Consider the following 24,039-nt stretch of genomic DNA (forward strand, 5'->3'; position numbering starts at 1 on the left):
TAGGTCAACTCATTACAAAACAGCTCACGCCAATCGACGTGAGCTGTTTTTAATTAGAAGTTTTTTGCTTTTTCTTGAGCCTTTTTAATCGCATCTTGCTTAATTTGTTCGGCACGATCTGGGAACTGATTGTGCCCCTCGATGAAGATTCCGTCAAAAGATGGGATTCCTAAAAACTGTGCAATTGTGGAAAGGTATCGGTGTCCCATTTCCATTTCTGCTGCTGGGCCTTCTGAATAAATGCCGCCGCGTGCTTGAATGTGCAGCGCTTTTTTATCGGTTAGCAATCCAACTGGGCCTTGTTCTGTGTATTTAAATGTTTTCCCTGCCACACAGATTGAATCAATGTATGCCTTCATAACCGGTGGAAACGAGAAGTTCCACATTGGCGTCACGAATACGTACTTATCAGCTCCGACGAATTGCTCCGCAAGCTCGGCTAAACGGCCGACCTTTTGTTGCTCATGATCGGATAAGTCGGTAAATTGACTGCCCGTTTGCAGTTTCCCCCAACCGCTGAACACATCGTTATCAATATGTGGGATATGCTCTTTATATAAATCCACGTGAACAATCTCATCTCCTGAATGAGCCTGCTTGTATGACTTAATAAACTCTTCCCCAACCGCGATACTATATGAAGATGCCGCATCATGAGGATGCGCCGTAATATACAATAATTTTCCCATCGTAACCCCTCCTAGCATCCATTTGCAAGCATATGCATGCCTCATTAGTTTGGACTAGGAGCATTGATTTATGCTTTTGGGGAGGAGTTAAAAAGTGGCTTAAATGGAGGTTTCATATGAAGATAAAAAAAGCCTCTCCTTTTATAATAAGAAGAGGCTTTTCCGATTTTATAATTTCCCCGTTAAGAACTGAGCTTCACCCATACCAAAGCTCCAGTCGGCATCTGTGTTGGATACAATTGAAATCATAATGTCGTTTGGCTCAATTCCGCATGTTTCACCGAGCTTTTCAACCAGTAATTTGTAGAAGTTTTGTTTTTGTTCTTCCGTGCGAGGACGGCTTGTCACACTGATCACCACAACGTCTTTTGAACGTTCAAAGCCAAGTCCTGTATCTTGAATGATCATTTGGTTTGCTGGGTGCTGAGTGACGATTTGATAGCGATCACGCTGGGGTACTTGAAATGCTTCTACCATTGCATCATGTGCCGTGTCTAATAATGTTTTTAGCTGTTCATCAGTTCTACCTTCAATTAAATCAAAACGAATTAATGGCATTTTGTTTACCTCCAAGATGTAATTTTTTATAGTGTGTCCATCTTATCATGAGAAAGCGATAAAATAAAAAATGAAGTGTTTTTATTCCCGCAGTATAGTAGTTAATGGTCAAAAGAGAAGCTTTTCCATTTTACTACATGTGCACAAGGAATAACTATTGAAATGCCTTTTGTTTCTATCTTAAAGTGATCGTTGTGCAAGGGTAATAAGCCTTCGCTCCAATTCCTCTTTCGCACATGCGTATAACGTAGGCGACCTCGGCCTTCAGTTGCTCAACTGGATTAGCGTGAATAGAAGCATCGTGGTTTTTATCGTAATGAAAAGTATAGGTTGACTCAGATAGCTTGTACTGCACGATAAAATGGTCCATTTGGCCGTTCCATTTCACGTCTGTAATATACACGGGTTTGTATGATCCCGCTGGATAGACTTCTCGATCATGAAAAATCGCTTGAATTTGCGCTTCTATATCTGCTTTCATTATTATTCCTCCTCAAACAAAATTTGAAATTGATGAAGCATCTTATTTTACTATCCCTGTTCACTTTACTACAATAAAGTAACAATCCCCTTATTAACGATCCGAATAAGGGGTTAAAAATCAAAAACATTTACAAAGGTGGTTTACATATGACAACCGATTTAACAAAGCAACAGATATTGAATGCTTTTCAGTTTCGCCACGCGACGAAAACGTTTAATGCGGAACGAAAAATCTCAGAAGAAGACTTTTCATTTATTTTAGAAGCTGGACGCCTGTCTCCTAGTTCCCTCGGCTTTGAACCGTGGAAATTTGTCGTCATTCAAAACCGTGAAATTCGAGAAAAACTGAAGGAGATTAGTACAGGTGCTAAAGGTCAACTGCCGACTGCAAGCCATATTGTGTTAATCTTCGCCCGCAAAAACGCAACACCGCAGTCTGACTATGTGCAAAATCTGCTAAAAAACGTGAAAGAGATTCCTGATGACATGCTTGCGAGTATGACGGAAGCATACACGAGATTTCAGGATACGTCGATCAACATATATGAAAGCGAACGTGCCTTATTGGACTGGGCTAGTAAGCAAACTTACATTGCGCTCGGCAATATGATGACAGCCGCTGCTCTCATTGGCATAGACTCATGCCCGATCGAAGGCTTAAATTATGAAAAAGCGTCTGACATTTTATCAGAAGCCGGTATTTTAGACCGTGAAAACTTTGGTATTTCGGTGATGGCTGCATTTGGATATCGCGCTGAAGATCCGCACCGGGAAAAATCCAGACAATCCGTTGATGAGGTTGTTGAATGGGTAAACTAAACGTACACAAAAGGAGGTCCTGATAGGATCTCCTTTTGTGTATCAATGCCTCTTTTATTTAAAAAAATATTCTTCTGGAGATGCATCTGTCATTAAGTATGTAATGGGATTTTTGGAAGGGAACTGTATCGTAACCTGTTTATAATCCTTACTAAAGGTGATGGGAAACTCCGTATTACCTGGTGGATATAATTTTGCAATGTAGTTAAATTTCGTTTTACCCTGTTTTAATAAATAAAACTCCGCAATCTGTAAGCCTCTAATTCCCTTAGGATTCGCCGGATCTACATCCTCTTTTGAAGCGATCATGTCCCCTTTGTTATTACCATGGATAATAATATATTGATTCCCCGTTGCCCAAAAACCATATAGTTTACTTTGAATATCTCGAAAAGGTGAAATCTCTTCTATAGACGAAAATGTGCTTTTTTTATTCTCTGTTTGGTTTTCCGTCTCTTCTATTTCTGTCTGTTTTTGTTTTGTGCTTGTTGTTTCCGTGCAAGCGGTTAGACTAAGTAATAAGCTTGCCCCGGTTAAAACGAGTAACTTCCGCATGTTTTCTCCTTTCTTTTCAATAAGTACAATCATCATTATACATTATTTTCCTTTTGGTGGATAAAAAAAGAGAGTAAGAAGCAGTCACTTCTTACTCTCTTCGCCGTTTACTTTCCTGTTTCAGCAACACGTTGAATACGTTCACCAATTTCATCACGCACGCGTTGGAAGAACGCCCATTTTTCTTCTTCCGTTCCTTGTGCTTTTGCTGGGTCATCAAAGCCCCAGTGCTCGCGTTTTACATGAGGAGGTGTCATTGGACATTTGTCTGCTGCGTCTCCGCATAGCGTAACGATTAAGTCTGCATTGTTTAAGATCTCAGGATCAATAATATCAGACGTTTGATTCGTAATATCAATGTCCACTTCTTTCATTGCTTTTACCGCATTTGGGTTCAGACCGTGTGCTTCAATTCCGGCGCTATAAACGTTCCATTGGGCGCTGTTCAAATATTTTTTCGCCCATCCTTCAGCCATTTGGCTTCGGCATGAGTTTCCTGTACATAAGAAATAAATCGTCTTTTTAGACATGTGTAAAATCTCCTTTATGATGTGTTATGAAATGATTAGTAGCCATACATATAGCCCAACTAACGTAATAAATAGCGTTGGAATGGTTAAAATAATGCCCGTTTTAAAATATGTTCCCCATGATATTTTCACGCCTTTTGTTGATAATACGTGAAGCCAAAGCAATGTAGCTAGAGAGCCAATTGGTGTAATCTTTGGTCCAAGATCAGAGCCGATGACGTTTGCGTAAACGAGTGCTTCTCTCATGAGATCTGTCGTGTCTGTCGCATGGATGGCTAATGCGTCGATCATAACGGTCGGCATATTGTTCATGATTGACGAGAGAATCGCCGCAATGAAGCCCATGCCAATGGTGCCGGCAAACAATCCTTTATCGGCAATCGCTTGAATAACGTCTGACAATACTTCTGTTAGCCCCACATTTTTTAGTCCGTATACGACCACATACATTCCAATCGAGAAAAACACGATGGCCCAAGGTGCACCCTTTACGACCTTTGCCGTCTCCACCACTGCACTTTTCCGAGCCATAATTAAAAAGAAAAAAGCAACGATTAGCGCAATAATTGAAACTGGTACGTGAATAGCTTCCCCAGCAAAATAACCAATTACTAAAATGGCAAGGACAATCCATGAAAGACGAAACATCTTTTGATCTTTAATCGCTTGGACTGGCTGCTTTAAATCCGCTAGCTCATACTTCTTTGGAATGCTTTTCCGGAAATACAAATACAGAACGAGAATACTAGCAAATAGTGAAAAGAAGTTCGGAATAATCATGCGAGACGCATATTCGGCAAAGTGAATGCCGAAAAAGTCAGCTGATACGATGTTGACTAGGTTACTGACGGCAAGTGGTAGTGACGTTGTATCGGCAATAAACCCACTTGCAATGATGAACGGAAACACCATTTTCTCGTCAAACTTCAAGGCACGAACCATCGCAAGTACAATGGGAGTTAAAATAAGCGCTGCCCCGTCGTTCGCAAAGAACGCGGCAACGATTGCCCCTAAAAAAGCTACGTACACAAACATGCGCACACCGTTTCCCTTTGCGGCCTTCGCCATATGTAAAGCCGCCCATTCGAAAAAGCCAATTTCATCTAAAATTAATGAAATAATGATGACAGCGATAAACGTTAATGTCGCATTCCACACAATCTGAGTGACATCCCAAACATCTGTAAAATCGACTACGCCCGCAAGAAGTGCTAGAACTGCTCCTCCGCAAGCTGACCACCCGATCGATAAATTTTTAGGTTGCCAAATGACAAAGATCAGCGTCAGTAAAAAGATACATGATGCGAGTATAATGGAAACCAATCTTGAAACCTCCTACTAACAGCAACTAATTCGTAGCCCCTGTTTTTCTAATTCTTCTAACCGTTCATCTTGAGTTGGCAGCACACTTAGTAATTCAGACACAAATTCATAATAGGCGCTGTCTTTATTTAATGAATAAAAAATCCACTGCCCTTTTCGCTGTTCACGAACCAACTCAATGTCTTTTAGTTTTCTGAGATGCTGACTAATAGCAGGCTGACTCATTTTATAAATTTCCACAAGCTCACATACACAGCATTCATTGTTTTCTAAAAGCTTCATCATCGACAACCGTGTCTTATCCCCTAGTAGCTTTAACACCTGAGCCGCTTTTTCAACTTCAATCACGTTTTTTGTACTCATTTTATCCACCCCTTTTATGCAATAATCATTATATAACTATATGCTTATATATTCAATAGAAAAAATACGTTTTGTTAGAACGTATTTTTCCACCTGCTTCTTTTGTTTCTTCGTACTCGATCTGGTTCATGACTGCTTGATATATAATGATGGATCCAAAGCAATGATAGTAGAAGAAATGCGATACTGCCCCCAGTGTATAAATAGTAAAAACCGTTTTCTGCGGTTAGAAGCAAATAGCTAATAAACGGACCGCACGCTGCTCCGATATCCTGAGCCATTGAATAGATAGTAAGGAAAGGTACAGCACGATTTGTTTTTGAAGAGTCAGCGGCCACTGCATCTGTCAGCGTAATAACAAACGTTGAACCAATCATAATTAAGACAGCAAACCCGCTCCATATATACAGCGGAAATGAGTGAGCGACAATACTGAATACCGCTCCCATTCCCACTAAACTCCCAATATAGAGAGGCATTCTTCCATAACGACCATCTGACCATGATCCAACCAAACTTCCCAAAAATGGTTCCCATCCCCATCGCAACGCTTGAAGCCCTCCCGAAAAGAGACTGGCGCTGATTATCCAACCAAACAGAGAAAAAGTGGCTCCATACTGAGATTGAACGAGCTGACTGAATGTGGAAATAAAAATGCCTTGAATGAGAAGCGTGATAAAAAATCCACTGATTATGATGCTGAGTTGTTGAGCATGAAAGCTCTCTTTTTCAGACAACCTAGGATTGATTTTCCTCGCCTGAATTTTTTCAGTAATGAACAACTTGCTTAATAAAATGGGCAATCCTAGAAGCGAAATGACGCCAAAACCAATGGAGATAGAAGTAATCCCAAATATAGGGACTAGCAACCCACCACCTAGCATTCCAATTAAGTTGCCGACTCGATAAATACCATTATATCTCCCTATCAGTTTTCCACGAGAGGACGTTGGAGAATACAACACAACTGCTGATAGGCCCCCAATTCGAAAGAATGACCAAGCAATTCCCCACATTCCCCTTAACAACACCCATACACCCATGCTATTCGCAAAACCATATCCAATCGTTGTAATACCCGCTAAACAAACTGCAAGTAGAAGGCCTGTTCTAAGTGAAATTTTTCCGTAAATCCAGCCCACAATTGGATTTACAGGGAGCCGGACAAAGCGATTGATGGAAAGCAGTATGCCTACTTGCCAAATACTTTCAAGTCCTGCCTCTCTCCAGTAAATGGGAAGGATGATGTATAACATCGAATCACCAAGGAGAGATAATCCCGTTATCCATGAGATTAGTAAGATTTTTCGCTCCCCATTAATCGCACTCATTCGCTCCCTTCACAACAGAGATGCTGAAAATCCGCGACGGCCAATAAGAAGTTTTGATAAGTGCTTTCTCCCATGCTCATTATGTCTCCCCCAAACAGGCGATTTAACGTATATTGCTTTGCGGCGTCAATGTCACATCCGTGAGCATTCATGATGAGTGTTAAATAGGAAATGAAATATTCTTTTTTCAAAATTCCAGCGTGATTGATCGTCATAACGAACCGCTCCTCTTCTTATTAGTTGCATCCAGAATTTGTACCGCATGATGACTCTCGAACAAGGTTAATACTGCAAACCCCCGTTTCAGGAAGATCTAACTCAACCTTTTCCGCTGCTTCTAGATCTCCAGCAAGGTAAGCGACTACTGAACGAACCTGTTCATATCCTGTAGCCATTAAAAAAGTAGGTGCTCTTCCGTAACTCTTCGCTCCAACAATATAGAAGTTCTTTTCAGGCTGTCTCAGCTCTTTTTCTCCATGTGGTCTTACTGTTCCACAGCTATGAATATTCGGATCAATAAGGGGAGCCAACGCGCCAACACTTTCCGTAGCTGAATCAATTTGCGTTCTCAGTTCTCTTAAAAGAGAAAGGTCTGGTCGGTTGCCTGTGTTTACAATGACTTCATCAAATACAGGCAACACGGTTGTATGCCCTTGATAAAGACCTTTAATTTCCACCTTTCCGTTTTCCGTTTGATTCATCTGTTGAATTTTAAAATCTTTTTTAACCTCAATGATGCCATGATCGACCAGCCGATGGATACGTGTTCCTAATTCTCCTCTTGCAGCAAGTGCATCTTTTTCTTCGCCTCCATAGGTGTCTTCAACACGTGTTTTTCGAATTAACCATGTAATAGATGTTTCTGGATACAGCTCTTTTTGTTCGGCTAATTCTAGTAGCGCATTGATGGCGGAATGACCACTTCCTACTACCGCTACACGTTTATTCGTATACCTCATCTTTTCCTGTCCGAGTATGTCAGGCATTCCATAAAACACGCTGTTGGAAATGTTGTGTTCGCCTGATAACCATACGCCATCAGAGTTAGCGGGATTAGGATTTCCCCACGTTCCCGTTGCATCAATGACTGCTCGTGCATGAAGAACGTTCATTTCTCCTTCTTGTTCCACATACACAACAAACGGACGCTGTTCACGATCAGCTGTTTTCATCTTATCCTGGCTGTCACGGCTTATGGATACTACTTTTGTATTCAATAAAAGATAAGGTTTTATTACTTTCGTTCCAGAAAGAGGATGGAGATATCGTGCGATGATTTCATGACCGGTTGGGAGCGAATCTAAATCAGGCTCTCTCCATCCTTCTTCATCTAAAAGACGCCAAGCAGCTTTATCAATGTTATAGCGCCAAGGAGAAAATAAGCGGATATGTCCCCACGTTTTTATATTTGCTCCTACTTCCGCACCAGCTTCTACTAAAAGGAATGATTGATTATAACGACTTAAGTGAGCAGCAGCAGCCAATCCAACCGGTCCAGCACCAATAATAACAACGGGTAGATCTTGTTTTTCTTTTACACGGCTCGTTCTTTCACCATTGTTCATTTGACAACATCGTTTTTCCATTTTTTATGCCCCTTTTTGTTTGAATTTATCATTAATTGACTTTATCAACTATATATCCTAAAAGTATGCCACGTTACCTCGTGGCACAGCTTCCTTTTCCATCATTTTTGCGCATTGCTGAGAGTAAAAGATCTAAGCTTTCAACGACTTGCTTCTGCTTTTCAGCTTCAATATAGTTCATAATATTGTCCATATACTTAAGCATTTGTCCTGAAATTTCATCGGCTTTTGCTTTTCCACTGTCTGTCAATGAAAGCAACACGTAGCGACGATCATTCGGATCTGGAACTCTTGACAAGAGATTTTCTTCTACTAATTTATTTACTTGCTTACTCAGCATACCAGTATCCATCATGAGTTTACTCGCTAATGTCTGCAGCGAGATGTTTGGCGTTTTATCTAATTCATATACAATATGACTTTGTATCACCGTAATACCGCAACAATCTGAGCCACCCTTTTGAAGCAACCCGAAGTCACGAACAAGCTGCTGAAGCAATTCTCGTACTTCCATTTTTTCTTGTTTATTCATTTTCATCACCTTTAATTACATGATATTACCAATAGTTGATTTTGTCAAATAAAACAAAAATAAAAGCGAACGCGGATTGCGTTCGCCTCCATTATCATCATCTCACCGCACAACGATTTGGACCAATTTCCATTTCGCGTTGCTCTTCTTCGTTTGGTGTCATTTGTCCCATATTTGTTTTACGAATATCTTGATATGCATTTGGTTGAGGAGGTAAATTTTCTGTTACAAGCGCACGGAATTCCGCCTCATCTTCAATTTGCAGACCGTGGTTATGAGAAAATAAATCACCTAGCTTCGCCGCAACCGTCCCATCGTCATTCAATTCATCAATGATCATGAAGTGAGCTGGTAATACAACTAATTCATCTGATAATTCTTTATAGCGTTTGTACAAGCTTTCACGTAAGTCTCCTACCCAGTCTTCTGCCATTCCAGCAAGATCAGGACGTCCAATTGAATCAATGAATAAAATATCGCCTGATAGTAAGAAAGAATCGTCTACGATAAATGATGTAGATCCAATTGTATGACCAGGTGTATAGAGCGCTTGAATATCAATTTGGGTGTTTCCGATTTGTACGTTCTTGCCATCTTCTAACGCTTCGTATTTAAACGTAACTTCTTCTGCATCTTTCGGTGGTAGCCAGTACGTTGCATTTGTTGCTTCCGCGATTTTTCGACCTCCTGAAATATGATCGGCATGTAAATGCGTATCAAATACGTGAGTAATCGATACATTCATATTTTTGGCGAAATCTAAATACACATCTGTCATTCTTGTTGCATCAATTAACGCTGCTTCTCCGTTTGAAACGACCATATAAGATAAGCAACCTTTGCCAATACGAACAAATTGATAAAGCTCTCCGCCGTCTTTTAGGTCACTCACTTTTACAGGATGTAAGTGTTCGCTCCACGCTTTCATGCCGCCTTGTAGGTATGATACATTACGTCCTTCTTCAGAAAGCATTTCTGCCACCATCACAGAGGAACCTTCTTTTGCACAAACGACCACAATCTCTTGATCTTTAGGCAGTTGATCTATGATTTCTTCTACACCGTCTAATAAATCAAAATATGGGATGTTTAAATAAGAGAAGTTTTCGCCTTCGATTTTCCAGTCGTTAAAGTCACTTTGGTTGCGTACATCGAAAATGAAAAGATGTTCTTTGTTCATGACTTTTTGCGCTACTTCTTTTGACGTCATCATCGTTACTGTCATTTTAAATTACCCCCATAGGTATATTTTTGGATAAAAAAATAGATTGTTTTCTCCACCTTTGCTGTTAGCAAAGGTGGAAATAAAATCTAGAATGTTAGCGTTGTGTCTGCATCTTTTGCAAAGTCTAAAAACGTAACAGCTCCGCCTACTTCAATTCCTTCAATAAAATCTGCTTTTTCAAGCCCCATCACGTCCATCGTCATTTGACAGCCGATAAACGTTACTCCTAGATCCTGTGCCATGTCAATTAATTCAGGAATAGAGGGAACGTTTGCTTTTGCAAAACCGTCTGCAAAGTGCTCTTTTCCCTCTGGCATTGGCAACTGTTTGTTTGCTTCTTTGTGAATTAAGTTTAAACCTTCAAATGTGAAGAAAATCGCTACTTCTTTATCTGTTGCTGCTGCAGCTGTTGCAATGTTAAATACTTTATATGCATCAAATAATCCGCCGTTACTTGCGATAATGGCTACTTTGTTATTCATTTGTATTCCTCCTATTTAATAATGTCATTAGTTCGGGAATATGAAAACCTACAACCCACTCTCCATCAATGTTGGTTTGTGGAAGCCCCGTTCTTCCCGTTTTATTGATTAAAACTTGTTTTAATTCTAAATCATCTTCCAAGCTTACTTCTCGAAAGCTAATATCCTGAACCGATAAAAAACGTTTTAGCTTTGCACACGATGAACAGTTCGCAGAAGTATACACTGTGACCGTCTTCATACGATAAGCAGCTCCTTATTTTACGTTGCTATCCGTTGCTCCTGACCACTCACTCATTCCAGGAACAACATTCCATACGTTTTCAAAACCATTTTTGGCCAATGTTTGAGAAGCAAGGTCACTGCGGCTACCTGTACGACATACGACCAAAATTTCTTTTTCCTTTGAAAGCTCATTTAAACGACTTTCTAATTCTCCAAGTGGAATAGAGACAGCATTTGGAATGTGATTAAATGCATATTCTGCTGATTCACGTACATCTAAAACCACTACATCCTCCGCTAATTTTTGTTGAAGCTGTTCGTTTGATAATACGTTTGGATGATTTTTTTCAGCTGTTTCTTCCCCTGATGCTTTTCGTACAAAATGCTTTAATACATTATTCTCTTCGATTGTTCCTAGATATTGATGACCTGTGCTTTCCGACCACGCTTTAAGGTCCGCTTTTGACCCTTTGTCTGTTGCTTGAATTTCAAGCACTTGGCCTGCTTCAAGGTCTTTCATTGCTTTTTTCGTTTTTACGATTGGCATTGGACATGCAAGTCCTTTTGCGTCTAGTAATACATTAGCTTGAATGTTTCCCATTATAAACGCTCCTTTTCATACCTCGCAGGGTATATTTAAGTGTAAAATTTTTAAACTGTCTTTCCTTCCCATGCTAGCATTCCGCCGTCCATGTTTGTTACGTCATAGCCATGAGATTCAAGGAATTGAGACGCTCTTCCGCTTCTTCCACCTGATCGGCACACCATAATGTAAGGTTTGTTTTTATCTAATTCATTCATACGAAATTCAATTAATCCAAGAGGGATATTTACCGCACCAGGGATCTTCCCTTCAGCTACTTCGTCTGTTTCTCTTACATCAATAATGTTTAGATTGAATTCTGTATTCAATTTTTCTTCTAAATCCTTCGCTGTTATGCGTTTCATATCGCTTTTCCTCCTTAGATAAATAAGTTCACGTTTCCGTCTTCTGCGTCTCCTAAATAAGCTGCAACTCCTGCATATTCAATTTCTTCTAGTAGTTCTTCTTTTTGAAGCCCTAATAAATCCATCGTCATTGTACACGCAACAAGTTTCACATCTTGCTCCTGGGCTAGTTCAATAAGGTCTGGAAGAGGCATCGCATTGTGCTTCTTCATGACTTTTTTAATCATCTTAGGACCAAATCCACCAAAGTTCATTTTAGAAAGCCCCATTTTGTCTGCGCCTCGAGGCATCATACCCCCAAACATTTTTTCTAAAAATCCCTTTTTGACAGGTATATTCGCCTCTTTGCGTAGTGCGTTTAATCCCCAAAACGTATGGAAAATCGTAACCTCATGATCATAGGCTGCTGCCCCGTTTGCAATAATGTAAGCAGCCATTGCTTTATCATAATCACCGCTGAATAATACGATGGTCGTTCGTTTCTTTTGCTCCATGTCATTCTCCTTCCCTCATATACCTAATAGGGTATATGAGAAGTTAAAAGTAAGTTAACGTTCGCCTTTTTTAATCCAGAATTTTAATACATCTTGCTCTTCTTCGTGCTGTACAAGTTCATGTCCACCTGATTTTGCCCATGCTGCGAGGTCATTTTTAGCGCCTTTATCTGTTGCATGAATTTCAAGTACTTGACCTGATTCTAGTTCGTTCATTGCTTTTTTTGTTTTTACAATTGGCATTGGACATGCTAACCCTTTTGCATCTAATACTTTATCTGCGTTCATTTATAATTCCTCCATCTATCATTTGTATTTATTTTAATTACCCATAGGGGTATATTAACAAACAAATTTTTTTGTGTCAATCCTGATGATTATCTGCTTTTTACTAACAAATTGACGGCTTCTTTAATTAGTTCATCAGCTTGCTCGCCTTCTTGATCAGCCGCCTTCACACAATCAACTAGATTAGAACTGACAATTACACCGATTGTTCGATCCATTGCCGAGCGAACGGATGCCAATTGTGTAATAACGTCTTTACAGTCCTTTTCATCTTCCATCATTTTTAAAATACCACGAAGCTGACCTTCCATGCGCTTCACGCGATTTTTAACCTGCGCATTGTAGTCCATATACATCCTCCGTTCTGCCAATCATTTTTCTGTGTAGCTAAAAGATCTATCGTTATTTGCGATACGTTGATCTTATACCCTATTGGGTATTTTGTCAACCGCGTATAATTTACTATGCAAATGAAGAATGCCTTGTGCATGTCCCGTACGCAAATAGTGGCTGAAAACAAAAAAGAGGGACATCCTCCTTTTTATTTTCATTTCAACGTATTGTTGATTAAAATCAAACGCCAAGAACATCAAGCCATATTTTAATAGCCGTAATCATAATTAAAATTGCCAATATACTTTGTAACATACGTGTATTCATTTTTTGCGCCAGCTTCGCTCCTATAGGCGCTGCAATTAAGCTTGCAATTACAATAACAAGCGTCGGCTGCCACGGTATTTGGTGAGTCACTAGTTTTCCTGAAACAGATCCAATAGAGGAAATGAAGGTAATGGCTAATGAAGAAGCAATCGTAATTCGAGTCGGAATTTTTAACACAACTAGCATAATTGGAACAAGTAAGAATGATCCACCTGCTCCTACAACTCCTGCTGCAACTCCTACCACAAACGCTAAAATACCTGCTAGGGTTATATTGAACGTTAGCTCTCCCTTATCTTCAACTTGCTTTTTGGGTAAAAACATCATAAAAACTGCTAATAGAGCGAGTACACCGTAAATAATGTTAATCGTATGCTCCGAAAAACCGTTTGATCCAAAGCTTCCGATTACACTTCCGACGAGCACGCTTCCCCCCATTGAAATAATGAGTTTTTTATTCAGGTATCCACCTTTCCTATACGCCAACACTCCTGCTAGGGTAGAAAAGAACACCTGTGCCGCAACAATACCTGTGATCTCATGTGCTCCAAAAGATGCTATACCAATTAACGGTGGCACATATAATAGCAGTGGGTAATTAATAATGGCGCCGCCGACCCCTACTAGTCCTGAGATGAAAGCCCCAAGAAAGCCTAATACAAAAAGCATCGTGATGGTGTAGACTGTCATAAGCTCCTCTCCTATCTGTTGAACATCTTTATTACTAGTTCTTGATGAATGTTGCAATTCCTTTATTGTTTCGCATACCTATAGAGGTATATAAAAGGGCAATATTAGGTTAAAATCATGATTAACGCCAAGCGCTCATTCCACCCTTAACATTCGTTACGCGATCATAGCCAGCTTTTTTTAGCATACGACAAGCCATGGCACTTCTTCCACCGCTTTGACAAATAACAACGATTTCCTTGTTCTTTGGAATTTGTGATAGCTTCCCTGACAGCGCTTGAAGGGAAATATTTTTAAATCCTGAAATAGAACGTCCTTTAAACTCACCTGGTGTACGAACATCTAAAAAGAATTTTTCCTTTTTATCCTTTAAATACGTCTGCTTTAATTCCATTGTTGAAATTTTATTGTACGTGGACCCAAATAGCCATCCGAACATTGTAGCTCCTCCTTCTTTTCATGCTTTATTTGATTTCTATTACTTATATTATACCCATAGGGGTATAATATCAAGCCTTTTTTCAAAATGGGTATTTCATCAAACAAAAAAAGAATAAACTCATTGTTTATTCTTCGCTTTTCAATCTCTTCTCCATGCAGTCAACCATTGCTCCGTTTACATCTGCCTCTGCATATGTATCAAAACCAAGGCGTTCCCAAAAAAGCTTTGCTCGCGGATTCGACTTTAATACCCCTAGTCGGATGGCTGGAAGCGTGTCTGGCAGTTCTGCTTCAAATGCTAGATAAGCTTGTGTTCCAAAGCTGTATCCGTGGTAAGCCTCATGAATAAGCAAAGCGCCAATCCAAAATTGACCGTCGTTTGGATTTGTCTCCATATAATCAAGAATTCCAACGTACGTGTCATCAGCTTTCACAAACAAGCTATTCGTGGATGAAGTTAAATAAGCTGTTTTCAATTCTTCAGCTGTTCGTGTTTGTCGACTATTTTCTAATGCATTATATACGTGATTAGACCGCACAATTTCGTCGGCGATATAAAGCGTTTCTTCTGTAATAGGTTCAAATGAAATCATGTTGGTTCCTTTCTATTCTTGCTGTTCTCTTTCTAGTTTAGCATAGCTTTTTAGCTCCGTTAAGATTCGTTTGGCAATCTGTTCATCGCGAAACTCCAGTCCATATTGATACACCGCTCCGTATTGCTTTTGCCAAAGCAGCGTCCCTTCTATTTCTAGAGGTGCCCCCGTTAGCTGAAATGTTAGACGAATCTGGATAGAATCACTTTGCAGGGGCAGAGCAAGATTACTTTGAAATTTTGCTCCTCCCGTACTAATATCAAGAATTTGACCAAGAGCTCGCTTACTATCAATCACCTTACTGCCAACGGAAACAATTCCGAAAGTGCAACTCCGCGGCTTCTTAAATTCATAACGAAAAGGCTCTCCTCGTTTGTATTGTAGGCTCATCTTTCCCCCTCCTCTTCAACAAAAACTGTTACTTACTATTATAAAAAAGAAATGTCTGGAATAAAAGGATGATTTTATAAATCATCTTCATACATACACATTCAAAAGAGGACGTCATTATATTGATTCCACTCATCAAATGGGTGGAAGGAATATAACGCATCCTCTTCATTTTACTATCTTTTTCACTACTGCCTAACACTTCTGTGTTTTCATTTTAAATAACCATATTTCCTTAATAAAGTCGATTGCTTTTTCTCTGCGGCTTTTTGAAAGTTGTGAATGGCATTCCACATGAATGGTGGATTAGAGTACATAGGAAAGTGACCACAATTCGGAACTTCCTCTAAATGAACCCCCTCTGATTGAATATGATCAAGATACGTTAGGTTATTGTTTTGATCACCGTACATAAACATTTTAGGAAAAGAGAGGCCTAAGAATTTACTCATCAAATCTGCATGATCAGATAGATGAACCATCGATTCAAAAATTGTTTTGACTGCGCCTGGACGAACTTTGTGGCGCAAGCTTGAGGCATATAAGGCACTTGAGAACGCTGGGGAGTGACGTGTACGCTCAACAAATTGTTCGAAAAATTCATCCTTGTCCTCACATTTGTATTGGATGATTTGTCTACTTAGAAAACAATCTTCAGGTGCAATGTTTCCTTCAATATTTGTAAAACTCACTACTTTTTCGGGGTATTTGTGAGCAATCATTAACGCAGTAAGTCCACCCATCGAATGCCCGACAAGATGAAAATGTTTGAAGTTTACACGTTCAATAATCGTGAGCGCAACTTTTTCTAAAAAAGGAATGGATATTTTCGATAAGTCTGAGCAATCACTTTCTCCACATCCTGGTGCATCATATGCAAGAAAAGGATGATTGGAAAAAGAGGAATACCGAACGATGTCAGCATAGTCTTCTTTTGTTGACCCAAAACCATGTAGAAAAACGATTGGACATAGCTCACCGCCACGATGGATCGATGAGATACGCAGGTCAGTACCGTCTATATCAAATGAAAATTGAGAATGATTAAATTCTTGTTGCATAGAAATACTCCTTTACTTGTAAGATCAAACGTTTAACGCGTAATGATTTTCACGTTAAAATGAGGGTTAGGCATGATATAACAATAACCTCCCCTTTTAAAATAAGTTTATCAGCATATGATATATACGAAAAATACTTATTTAGTTTAGAATATATAGTGTTTACATATAAATAGGAGTGTTTGAATGGACATAAAGCAGTTAACTTATTTTTTGGCGATCGCTGAAGAAGGTAATATTAGTAAAGCAGCAAACAGGCTTCATATGGCTCAGCCTCCTCTTAGCCAGCAGTTAAAGCTATTAGAGGACGAAATTGGGCTAAGATTATTTGAAAGAAATACGCGTAAAATGAGAATCACAGATGCAGGACAGCTCCTACAGAATAGAGCTCAACAAATTGTGGACCTGCTAGAAAAAACGTCGAAGGAATTACGGGATCTAAAAGAAGGATCACAGGGAGTTCTTTCCATCGGAACCATTTCTTCTGCGGGCGAAACCCTCGTACCTACGATCGTACAAGAGTTTCATACCATTTATCCCGGCGTTGATTTTCGCATTAAAGAAAGCAGTACTTTTGAGATTCTAGAGTTAGTGAAAAGAGGAGTCGTGGAAATCGGCATTATTAGAACCCCGTTTAATTTGGAGGCGTTTGATTATATTAGTCTTCGGGAGGAACCGATGATGGCTGGATCAGCGGATTCGTTATCAAAAGCAAACAAAGCATACATACATTTAGCAGATTTGAAAGAAAAACCGTTACTTTTCCATAATCGGTATGCAAACAATATAGAAGAGGCATGTAACAAAGCGGGATTTGAACCGAAAGTGAAATGTCGAATAGATGATACAAGAACAATGCTTAATTGGGCTAGTGATGGAATGGGCGTTGCTTTAATTCCTCGAGATATGATGGGATTGGTATCAGAAGATCGTCTCCACTTTATTGAAATTAAAGAAAAAACGCTCGCAACGAAGATCACCGTAATTTGGAGGAAAAATCATTATCTTTCTACAACAGCTAGACATTTTTTAGAGTTCTTTAAATCAAACACAAGCAAATAAACCATTAAAAACCCAGCAGGTTCCAGGTATTATACTGGGCCCTGCTGGGTTTTTGTTAACCACCTATATTTACAGTGACACGTCTTGCTCTGCCATTTCAGATAAAATACGCTTTAGCTCCACTTCAGGGTTCAGCTCAGGATTTAGAATGTGCTTTACGTAACGTTCAGCGCTTGCTGCTATTTCATCCTTTCCAACGACAACTGAACCATATTGGACGTAATGTGTTAAAAAGGCCATCCCTGTTAAGTTAGCGGTTTGTTGCATTGGGCGCGTTAGCTCACTGATGGTATACGTATTATATCCACCTGCACGATAAGACTTTTGTGGTCCACCCACCGAAATAGCGAGCACCATTTCTTTTCCTTTTAGCTTTGTTCCTCCCGTTCCGTATGCCCAGCCGAATGTTAATACATCATCTAGCCATTTCTTCATTAAAGGAGGTGTGCTGTACCAATAAAACGGAAACTGAAACACGATGCGATCATGCGCTAAAAGAAGAGCTTGTTCTCTTTCCACATCAATTTGCCAGTCAGGGTATTTTTCGTAAATGCGGTTGATGGTTACATCCTCTTGTTCAAGGCGTGCTACCCACTCCTTGTTGACGTTTGAATCTGATAAATTTGGATGAAAGACGTTTATTAATGTTTTCATGTTGAAAACCCTCCTATATGTTTAAGATGTCTTCATTATAGGAGAAGTGACGCCTTTCCTTCTTGTACGTTATTTCGTTATTTTTGTACAAAATTCTTTTTCCACTGAAGTGGCGTGACCCCTGTCCATTTTTTAAAATGGCGATGAAAATGACTTTGATCTGAAAACCCAAGGCGTAACGAAATGTTACCAATCGTGAGTACGGGATCGATCAACAGCTCTTTCGCTCGATCAATTCGAATTTTAAGCAAATATTGATGTGGCGTAATCCCCATTTCCTTTTTAAAGCTTGTAATGAAGTGTGATGAGCTGAGATGTGATAACTGATGGAGTTTTTCTAATGATATATCTTGATCGTAATGAGCATGCATATATTCAATAGCAGTCGAAAAAACCGTTGAGGAAGGCGTTTTCCACTCCAGATCATTTCCTCTGCTACTTCCATATTCATTCAACAAGTGTAACGTGATTAAGTTCATCATTGAATCGGTGTACAGTTGCCCCTGCGAAAATCCGTTTTTCCCCTCCACTTCAAGCCACGTCATTAGCTGCACAAGCTTCTCGTCCTTTGTGCGAATTTTATAAGACAAATTGGATGAACGATTTTCCTGTTCAGCAATTTGATTTACTTTATCAGCTGAAATCTCCAGTCGTAAAAAGGACAAATCAACTCCCCATTCGCAGCTATTATCCACATGACTTGGGATAAAATTAAGATCGCCTTGAAACGCCTGTCCTCGGTAGATCTGACCAGCGACGTTCTCTTGAATGTTCACCGGTGTGGTTGAACGATGCAGCACAAGCACGTGTCGGTCCACTTCTTCTTCTGCAAGCTGAGGCCGAACGTCCGAAGCAGCGAGTAAATGAAAGTGTTCGCTTGTATATGTTGAATAATGTTTTTGCAAGGTTTCATTTAACGACATGCCGACATCTCCTCTCCTTCAGATTGATATACGTATACTACTACAAAAAATCCCCCGAGTAGAGGATTTTTACTCGGGGGATTTTTATTACATGCTCAGCAATTCGCGAATTTCATCTTCTGTGAGGCTTGAGAGCATCGTTTCACCTGGTTGGATAACTTGCTCAATGAGCTCACGTTTCTTTTGCTGAAGCTGATAAATTTTTTCTTCAATCGTTCCTTTGGAAATTAGGCGGATCACCTGCACCACATTTTTTTGACCGATGCGATGCGCGCGTCCAGCCGCTTGTTCTTCGATAGCTGGATTCCACCACAGATCATATAAAACAACGGTATCGGCACCGGTTAAATTTAATCCAGTTCCTCCTGCTTTTAAGGAGATGAGGAACACGTCGTTTTCTCCTTGATTAAAGCGCTCAGACATCTCCACACGCTCTTTCGACGGCGTTTGGCCATCTAGGTAGAAAAAGGAGATGCCCATTCCTTCAAGACGCTCTTGAATAATGTGGAGCATGCTTGTGAACTGCGAAAAGATCAACAAACGTTTTCCATTTTCAATCGCATTTTGCGTCAGTTCTAAGAGCTGATCTAGCTTGCTTGATTGCCCTTCATAGTTTTCAATAAACAACGATGGGTGACAGCAAATCTGACGAAGTCTTGTTAAGCCCGCTAAAATCTTGATGCGGTTTTTATTGAAATCCTCCGTTTGAATGGATCGCTTCACTTCTTCTAAATAACCAACATATAGTTCTTTTTGTTCTTTCGTCAGCTCTGAGACGTGATTGCTTTCAATTTTATCCGGAAGCTCTTTTAGTACATCTTTTTTCACACGGCGAAGAATAAACGGGCGTACCATACGTGCTATTTGGTCGTTCGATAGATTTTTAAACGCTTTATACCCAGGGAAAAGACCTGGTAAAACCGTTTGAAACAGTGACCACAGCTCATCAAGCGAATTCTCAATTGGTGTTCCACTCAGTGCGTATTTACGCTGTGCACGGAGCGAGCGAACCGCAGCCGCCGTTTTAGTCGTGTAATTTTTAACCGCTTGTGCTTCGTCGAGAATGACCGTATTAAACGTATGCTGTTGATAAAAAGCTAGATCCTGGCGAAGCGTTGGATAAGAGGTAATCCATACGTCATGCTCGTTTTCCCCTGTTAAAAGCGCTTCTCTCTCAATCGGTGTCCCCGTAATCACCTCAACGTTTAAATGAGGCGCAAACTTCTCAAATTCATTTTTCCAATTGTAAATAAGCGAAGCCGGTGCAACGACTAAAAAGGACTGTTTTTCGGACTGTTCGTTCTTTTCTGAGACAATGTAAGAAATGCTTTGTAGGGTTTTTCCTAGTCCCATATCATCCGCTAACACACCGCCTAATGCATAGTGAGACAACGCCTTAAACCATTGAAAACCATTGTGCTGATAATCACGAAGCTCCGCTTGTAGATTGGTTGGTTCTTCAAAATCAAGGTCTTCAGGGTTCTTGAGATGCTGAATAAGGCGACGGAAAGCTTTACTTGATTTCGTTGCATATTTGTTCTTTCCGTTCATAATTTCTTCTACCTGCATACCTCGGTACACGGGAACCTGCAATCGATTGTCGGTTAAATCGTCCTCCGTCACGTTCAGTTCATCGAAGAGCTGATAGAGCGTTTGAAAATCTTCTTGTTCAAGAGAAATAAACCGACCGTCGGGCAGACGATGGTACGATTTTTTCTCAATCACCGATTTTAGAACGCTTTGAATCGTATTATGATCGATGCCGTTTAAATCAAAGTTAATTTCTAATAATCCTCGGTTCTCTCCGACATCAATACTTGTAGAAGGAACCGCACCCTCTGGGGGTGAGTATGCCTGTGCACGATCTGACATATACACGTCTGCTAATCGCCCTAGACGAGGCAGTACGTGAAACAAGAACGTATACAGATCATCTTCATTTTCATCCAAATAAAGCTGTTGCTTGTGAATTTTTACCGGCGCTCGTTCAATGATCGCCATAATTTCTCGTTCTTTTTCCGTATCTCGAATTAAAAAAGCACCCTTTTCGCCCCGGCTTTCTTGACTGAATGAAAATGGGTTAATGATGATATCATCGTAATGATACTCGAGTTTTACCACAAGGCGTCCATTTTCTTCGTCCACAAATACCTTTGACTGAAGAATCGGCTCGCTGATTTTAGTCGACACTTCTTCATCAATAGAAACGTTTCCTACCTTTTTAAGACCAGGTAGTACTTGTGAAAGAAAGTCCTCCATTTGCTCAGAAGCAATCGGAATCGTTTCTCCTAACACGGCACTTTGACGAAGTCCTTCGACAAGCATACGCTGATCAGGTGACAGCGTGTAAAAGGTTCCTTCTAAAAAGACCAAATCGTAGCGATCGAAAAAGGATGCCCGGTGGAGTTGAAACAGATCTAACTCAAATGCCTGATCACCTAGCTTATGAAGCTGAAATGATAATGGCAAGGTTTTTTCAATTAGCTCCACATGCGGGTAGATAACTTCTTCATGAACAAACGTAAAGTTCCGCTCCATTAAGGCTAACAGAAGCTTCCTTGCTCCCATTGTAGGGATTAATAACTCTCGGTCGGTTGTTAACGAAGACGAACTCTGTCGCTGATAAGGGTTAGGTGGTCGGTAGAAGTGTTCCGTATTGACTAATTCGAGTAGCATTTGAATGACGGTGTTGTCTTCTTTTTTAAATGCATAATCACTAGGATCGTATGTAAACTTTTTCGTGAATTCATGTGTTTCCTGATTTTGTACTTTCGTCAAAAACTCTTTGATGTTCTTGACTACGTATGTACGATCAGGACCTATTTTAAGTTCTAGAGTTAAATACATGCCTTGTGGATGTAAAAAAGTTGGCGTAGCGGATTTGCAAACAAACTCCACTTCGAGCAGCTGTTTTACTTCATCATTGTGGGCATCTAACACGGCTTGCTGATAGCCACTAAACAGTTGGATGAACTGATCAACCGCTTCGTAATCTCCCGCTCTTGGACCCCTTTGTCCTATTTCGTTTGTTTCTTGATCACAAAGCTCTAATAATACAGCTACTTCATGTTTACACTCTAAGTAGCGATCATAGGCAGGGCAGTCACAAGAAGAACTAAATGATTGATGGCGCTTTTCAACGGTGACATAGTAAGAGTCATCACCTATCACTTTTGCAAACCAAGCCTCTTGTTCCGGTGAGAATTTTAAGTCACGAACACGCCCTTCCCGGTAATAAGCGTATCCACGATTATAGGTAGTGGTTAAAAATAAATCTTTAATTTGCTCTCTCGTAAATAGCATATTCGGCATTCATTCTCATCTTTCTTTGTTTAATATCGTTTTTGTGCGTCTTTTCCATCATAACGCACTAAGCATGAAAATGCGAAATCTTATCGTCTTTTTTTCAAACTTTTCCCTTCTCTGTTATACGCTCTCTTCAAAGAAAAATCAAAAAAATAGACCCTGCAAAATAGGTGAATGGCTGTTGCTAGATTACTAGAAATGAATATCTTATTTCTATGGGGGTGAAATATATGAGTGATAAAAACCTGAAAAAGGAACTCACAGGTCTTTCGGCGGATTTTGTACAGTTATTCGTGGGGGATATTTTAACGCGTAACAATGTTGGCGCGGCCCCAGAGAATACAGTATCCCCTGAACAGCGCGAGCAGTTAAAACAAACCATCTTAGATCTACAAGCGAAAGTAGACGAAATGATGGAAAGAGCTGCGGCTAGTAAAGACGCTATGTCTAGCCAGAAAGTGAGTCAAGAAGCTCCATTGAGAGCGCTCATGAGAAAAAAAAGAGAGAATAATTCCTAAGAGGAGGAACTGAGGAGATGTCAAAAAAAGAGCAGATTAAAAAATGGAAAGAATATGAAGAGTACAAAAAATGGAAAAAGAAAGAAAAATGTAAGCAAAAAGAGAAAGAAAGCTGTAAAAAGAAAAAAGAAAAAGAATGTCATAAAAAGAAACATTATTGCCACGGATATTCTTGTGGATCAGGTTCTTTTGGTGCAGCGGTAGGCCAAAATGCAGCGCTATCTTCTGATATCGAGCAGTTATCACAAGAGTTAATCGTGATCAAGGATTCTTGTGACATTTCCGTAACGACTAATGAAACACAAATTGCTGCTTCTCTTCAAGCAGCAATTCAAGTAGCAATTGCAATCGTAATTAATATTACAATTGCTGATGCTGCTCGTGCAGAAAGAGTGACGCAAGAACTTTTAGAGAAATCTAGAATTCTACAAGCAAATCGTCAACAGCTTATCATTAAAAACTCCAAAAATATCTCTGTTACAACGAACGATACGGATGTTGCAATTTCCTTACAGCTTCTTCTTCAAATCCTACTTGCATTAGTCGTGCAATTAGGTATTCTATAATTTCACCCTTATAAAATTAACAGAGCGGGATAGTTTATGCGCATAAGCTATTCCGTTCTTTTTTCGTTGAAAGAAGTGGTTAGGTTAATGTAGTATATGAGCCTTGTGCTCAGAGTGATACATCTGTACTAGATTTTATAAAACTTTCTTTGTGAATGTTAATCCCTTTTGATCCATCAAGTGTTGCAGTCCCATTCGAAAACTGGCAAATGTTTTAAAGCTCGAAAAATTGACGTTTGATTGTATTAATTCTTTCGCTAGCTCCGTTGAAAACCCAACGTATAGTGTCTCAGCCCCCACTAATTTCAGAGCGGACGTAAGATCTTCGATTAATGTCCCAATTTCCCCGTAACCAATTTCACTAATATCGAGTCGTGTAATTCCTGTAAAATCAATAATGACATTTTCTGCCTGCTGGTCATGGATGGCAAAAAGGATTTTTTCACGAAGCGTCACGATACGCTGACGTGACAATGCCCCCACTAGAGGAACTAAAATCGTTTCTGGAATAATGGACGGAATAATCGGTGTTGAAAGCTCCCGTACCATTTTATGAAGGTGCTCATTTTCCTTTTGAAGCTGTCGGTTTTCTTCTTGCAACGCTTCATAGTCTGCTTGATCAATATTTTTCATGTCGTTGCTCCTCATTTAATTGTTTGATCCTTGTTATTCCCTTTTTCGTTATACGTAAAAACCTTTCCTTCGTCAAGCGTTAAATGTCTACGCATCACGAAAGGAATTAGC

At 39.8% G+C, this 24,039-nt stretch carries 32 protein-coding genes; 4 read left to right on the forward strand and 28 right to left on the reverse strand.

All coding sequences use genetic code 11. The annotated features are described in order from the left end of the window. Positions 1-53: 53 nt before the first annotated feature. From AMD01_RS16340 to AMD01_RS16350, 3 genes are all read right to left on the reverse strand, one after another. Positions 54-689, reverse strand: a complete 636-nt coding sequence (locus AMD01_RS16340) for an FMN-dependent NADH-azoreductase (RefSeq protein WP_053402516.1) — start codon at positions 687-689, stop codon at positions 54-56. A 168-nt stretch (positions 690-857) separates the two neighbouring features. Next, positions 858-1,247 (reverse strand): tautomerase family protein, encoded by a 390-nt coding sequence (locus tag AMD01_RS16345; RefSeq protein ID WP_053402517.1) that lies wholly within the window; start codon positions 1,245-1,247, stop codon positions 858-860. A 175-nt stretch (positions 1,248-1,422) separates the two neighbouring features. Next, positions 1,423-1,728, reverse strand: a complete 306-nt coding sequence (locus tag AMD01_RS16350) for a hypothetical protein (RefSeq protein ID WP_053402518.1) — start codon at positions 1,726-1,728, stop codon at positions 1,423-1,425. A gap of 149 nt (positions 1,729-1,877) precedes the next feature. Between AMD01_RS16350 and AMD01_RS16355 the strand changes: the two genes are divergently transcribed. Continuing rightward, positions 1,878-2,549, forward strand: a complete 672-nt coding sequence (locus AMD01_RS16355; RefSeq protein WP_053402519.1) for an NAD(P)H-dependent oxidoreductase — start codon at positions 1,878-1,880, stop codon at positions 2,547-2,549. Positions 2,550-2,603: 54 nt separating this feature from the next. On the opposite strand, the gene AMD01_RS16360 is transcribed toward AMD01_RS16355, so the two are convergent. The 21 genes from AMD01_RS16360 to AMD01_RS16460 all read right to left on the reverse strand — a co-directional run bounded on the left by AMD01_RS16360 (position 2,604) and on the right by AMD01_RS16460 (position 16,266). Next, on the reverse strand, positions 2,604-3,140 hold the full coding sequence (locus tag AMD01_RS16360) for a hypothetical protein (protein WP_053402520.1): 537 nt from the start codon (positions 3,138-3,140) through the stop codon (positions 2,604-2,606). 71 nt (positions 3,141-3,211) lie between these two features. Next, entirely contained in the window at positions 3,212-3,634 is a 423-nt protein-coding gene (gene arsC / locus AMD01_RS16365) for an arsenate reductase (thioredoxin) (protein WP_053402521.1), read from the reverse strand. A 24-nt stretch (positions 3,635-3,658) separates the two neighbouring features. After that, the gene (locus AMD01_RS16370; protein ID WP_053402522.1) at positions 3,659-4,957 is read right to left on the reverse strand and encodes an arsenical efflux pump membrane protein ArsB; all 1,299 of its coding nucleotides are present in this window, start codon (positions 4,955-4,957) and stop codon (positions 3,659-3,661) included. 15 nt (positions 4,958-4,972) lie between these two features. Further along, positions 4,973-5,320, reverse strand: a complete 348-nt coding sequence (locus AMD01_RS16375) for an ArsR/SmtB family transcription factor (protein ID WP_053402523.1) — start codon at positions 5,318-5,320, stop codon at positions 4,973-4,975. Positions 5,321-5,394: 74 nt separating this feature from the next. Further along, positions 5,395-6,651 (reverse strand): MFS transporter, encoded by a 1,257-nt coding sequence (locus AMD01_RS16380; protein ID WP_083446588.1) that lies wholly within the window; start codon positions 6,649-6,651, stop codon positions 5,395-5,397. After that, positions 6,648-6,866 (reverse strand): hypothetical protein, encoded by a 219-nt coding sequence (locus AMD01_RS16385; protein ID WP_053402524.1) that lies wholly within the window; start codon positions 6,864-6,866, stop codon positions 6,648-6,650. Before AMD01_RS16385 ends, AMD01_RS16380 begins: the two co-directional genes overlap by 4 nt. A gap of 21 nt (positions 6,867-6,887) precedes the next feature. Next, positions 6,888-8,237 carry an FAD-dependent oxidoreductase gene (locus AMD01_RS16390; protein WP_053402525.1) on the reverse strand — a complete coding sequence of 450 codons (1,350 nt, stop codon included), beginning with the start codon at positions 8,235-8,237 and terminating at the stop codon, positions 6,888-6,890. A gap of 73 nt (positions 8,238-8,310) precedes the next feature. Beyond that, positions 8,311-8,769 carry a MarR family winged helix-turn-helix transcriptional regulator gene (locus AMD01_RS16395; RefSeq protein WP_157052774.1) on the reverse strand — a complete coding sequence of 153 codons (459 nt, stop codon included), beginning with the start codon at positions 8,767-8,769 and terminating at the stop codon, positions 8,311-8,313. A 97-nt stretch (positions 8,770-8,866) separates the two neighbouring features. Beyond that, the gene (locus AMD01_RS16400) at positions 8,867-9,994 is read right to left on the reverse strand and encodes an MBL fold metallo-hydrolase (protein ID WP_053402527.1); all 1,128 of its coding nucleotides are present in this window, start codon (positions 9,992-9,994) and stop codon (positions 8,867-8,869) included. 86 nt (positions 9,995-10,080) lie between these two features. Then, positions 10,081-10,476 carry a DsrE/DsrF/DrsH-like family protein gene (locus tag AMD01_RS16405; protein WP_053402528.1) on the reverse strand — a complete coding sequence of 132 codons (396 nt, stop codon included), beginning with the start codon at positions 10,474-10,476 and terminating at the stop codon, positions 10,081-10,083. Next, on the reverse strand, positions 10,469-10,717 hold the full coding sequence (locus AMD01_RS16410; RefSeq protein WP_053402529.1) for a glutaredoxin family protein: 249 nt from the start codon (positions 10,715-10,717) through the stop codon (positions 10,469-10,471). Before AMD01_RS16410 ends, AMD01_RS16405 begins: the two co-directional genes overlap by 8 nt. 15 nt (positions 10,718-10,732) lie before the next feature. Then, the gene (locus tag AMD01_RS16415) at positions 10,733-11,302 is read right to left on the reverse strand and encodes a sulfurtransferase TusA family protein (protein ID WP_053402530.1); all 570 of its coding nucleotides are present in this window, start codon (positions 11,300-11,302) and stop codon (positions 10,733-10,735) included. A 50-nt stretch (positions 11,303-11,352) separates the two neighbouring features. After that, entirely contained in the window at positions 11,353-11,649 is a 297-nt protein-coding gene (locus AMD01_RS16420; RefSeq protein ID WP_053402531.1) for a rhodanese-like domain-containing protein, read from the reverse strand. 14 nt (positions 11,650-11,663) lie between these two features. Next, a complete protein-coding gene (locus AMD01_RS16425; RefSeq protein ID WP_053402532.1) occupies positions 11,664-12,143 on the reverse strand; it encodes a DsrE/DsrF/DrsH-like family protein in 480 nt (159 codons plus the stop codon). A 54-nt stretch (positions 12,144-12,197) separates the two neighbouring features. Next, positions 12,198-12,431 carry a sulfurtransferase TusA family protein gene (locus tag AMD01_RS16430; protein WP_053402533.1) on the reverse strand — a complete coding sequence of 78 codons (234 nt, stop codon included), beginning with the start codon at positions 12,429-12,431 and terminating at the stop codon, positions 12,198-12,200. Positions 12,432-12,520: 89 nt separating this feature from the next. Further along, entirely contained in the window at positions 12,521-12,781 is a 261-nt protein-coding gene (locus AMD01_RS16435; RefSeq protein WP_053402534.1) for a metal-sensitive transcriptional regulator, read from the reverse strand. 223 nt (positions 12,782-13,004) lie between these two features. Further along, positions 13,005-13,781, reverse strand: coding sequence for a sulfite exporter TauE/SafE family protein (locus AMD01_RS16440; protein WP_053402535.1), 777 nt, complete (start codon positions 13,779-13,781; stop codon positions 13,005-13,007). A gap of 121 nt (positions 13,782-13,902) precedes the next feature. Further along, complete coding sequence (locus AMD01_RS16445; RefSeq protein WP_053402536.1) at positions 13,903-14,220, reverse strand: rhodanese-like domain-containing protein; 318 nt, start codon at positions 14,218-14,220, stop codon at positions 13,903-13,905. Between the two features lie 127 nt (positions 14,221-14,347). Beyond that, a complete protein-coding gene (locus tag AMD01_RS16450; RefSeq protein WP_053402537.1) occupies positions 14,348-14,815 on the reverse strand; it encodes a GNAT family N-acetyltransferase in 468 nt (155 codons plus the stop codon). 12 nt (positions 14,816-14,827) lie between these two features. Next, positions 14,828-15,205 (reverse strand): PilZ domain-containing protein, encoded by a 378-nt coding sequence (locus AMD01_RS16455; RefSeq protein ID WP_053402538.1) that lies wholly within the window; start codon positions 15,203-15,205, stop codon positions 14,828-14,830. 212 nt (positions 15,206-15,417) lie between these two features. After that, positions 15,418-16,266, reverse strand: a complete 849-nt coding sequence (locus tag AMD01_RS16460; RefSeq protein ID WP_157052775.1) for an alpha/beta fold hydrolase — start codon at positions 16,264-16,266, stop codon at positions 15,418-15,420. A gap of 186 nt (positions 16,267-16,452) precedes the next feature. On the opposite strand from AMD01_RS16460, the gene AMD01_RS16465 reads away from it, so the two are divergent. After that, positions 16,453-17,328: a LysR family transcriptional regulator gene (locus AMD01_RS16465; protein WP_053402540.1), complete on the forward strand. Its 876-nt coding sequence runs from the start codon at positions 16,453-16,455 to the stop codon at positions 17,326-17,328. Positions 17,329-17,397: 69 nt separating this feature from the next. On the opposite strand, the gene AMD01_RS16470 is transcribed toward AMD01_RS16465, so the two are convergent. The 3 genes from AMD01_RS16470 to AMD01_RS16480 form a co-directional block, all read right to left on the reverse strand. After that, entirely contained in the window at positions 17,398-17,982 is a 585-nt protein-coding gene (locus AMD01_RS16470) for an NAD(P)H-dependent oxidoreductase (RefSeq protein WP_053402541.1), read from the reverse strand. 77 nt (positions 17,983-18,059) lie between these two features. Next, on the reverse strand, positions 18,060-18,905 hold the full coding sequence (locus tag AMD01_RS16475) for a helix-turn-helix transcriptional regulator (protein WP_053402542.1): 846 nt from the start codon (positions 18,903-18,905) through the stop codon (positions 18,060-18,062). An 87-nt stretch (positions 18,906-18,992) separates the two neighbouring features. Next, positions 18,993-22,217 carry a DEAD/DEAH box helicase gene (locus AMD01_RS16480; RefSeq protein WP_053402543.1) on the reverse strand — a complete coding sequence of 1,075 codons (3,225 nt, stop codon included), beginning with the start codon at positions 22,215-22,217 and terminating at the stop codon, positions 18,993-18,995. 224 nt (positions 22,218-22,441) lie between these two features. Between AMD01_RS16480 and AMD01_RS16485 the strand changes: the two genes are divergently transcribed. After that, positions 22,442-22,729, forward strand: coding sequence for a hypothetical protein (locus AMD01_RS16485; protein WP_053402544.1), 288 nt, complete (start codon positions 22,442-22,444; stop codon positions 22,727-22,729). A 17-nt stretch (positions 22,730-22,746) separates the two neighbouring features. Then, on the forward strand, positions 22,747-23,295 hold the full coding sequence (locus AMD01_RS24605) for a spore coat protein (RefSeq protein ID WP_053402545.1): 549 nt from the start codon (positions 22,747-22,749) through the stop codon (positions 23,293-23,295). Between the two features lie 135 nt (positions 23,296-23,430). Here the strand turns inward: AMD01_RS24605 and AMD01_RS16495 are convergent, their stop codons facing one another. Further along, the gene (locus AMD01_RS16495) at positions 23,431-23,928 is read right to left on the reverse strand and encodes an STAS domain-containing protein (protein ID WP_053402546.1); all 498 of its coding nucleotides are present in this window, start codon (positions 23,926-23,928) and stop codon (positions 23,431-23,433) included. Positions 23,929-24,039: the final 111 nt, after the last annotated feature.

Source organism: Priestia koreensis, from assembly GCF_001274935.1.
In the GTDB taxonomy this organism is placed as follows: Bacteria; Bacillota; Bacilli; order Bacillales; family Bacillaceae_H; genus Bacillus_AG; species Bacillus_AG koreensis.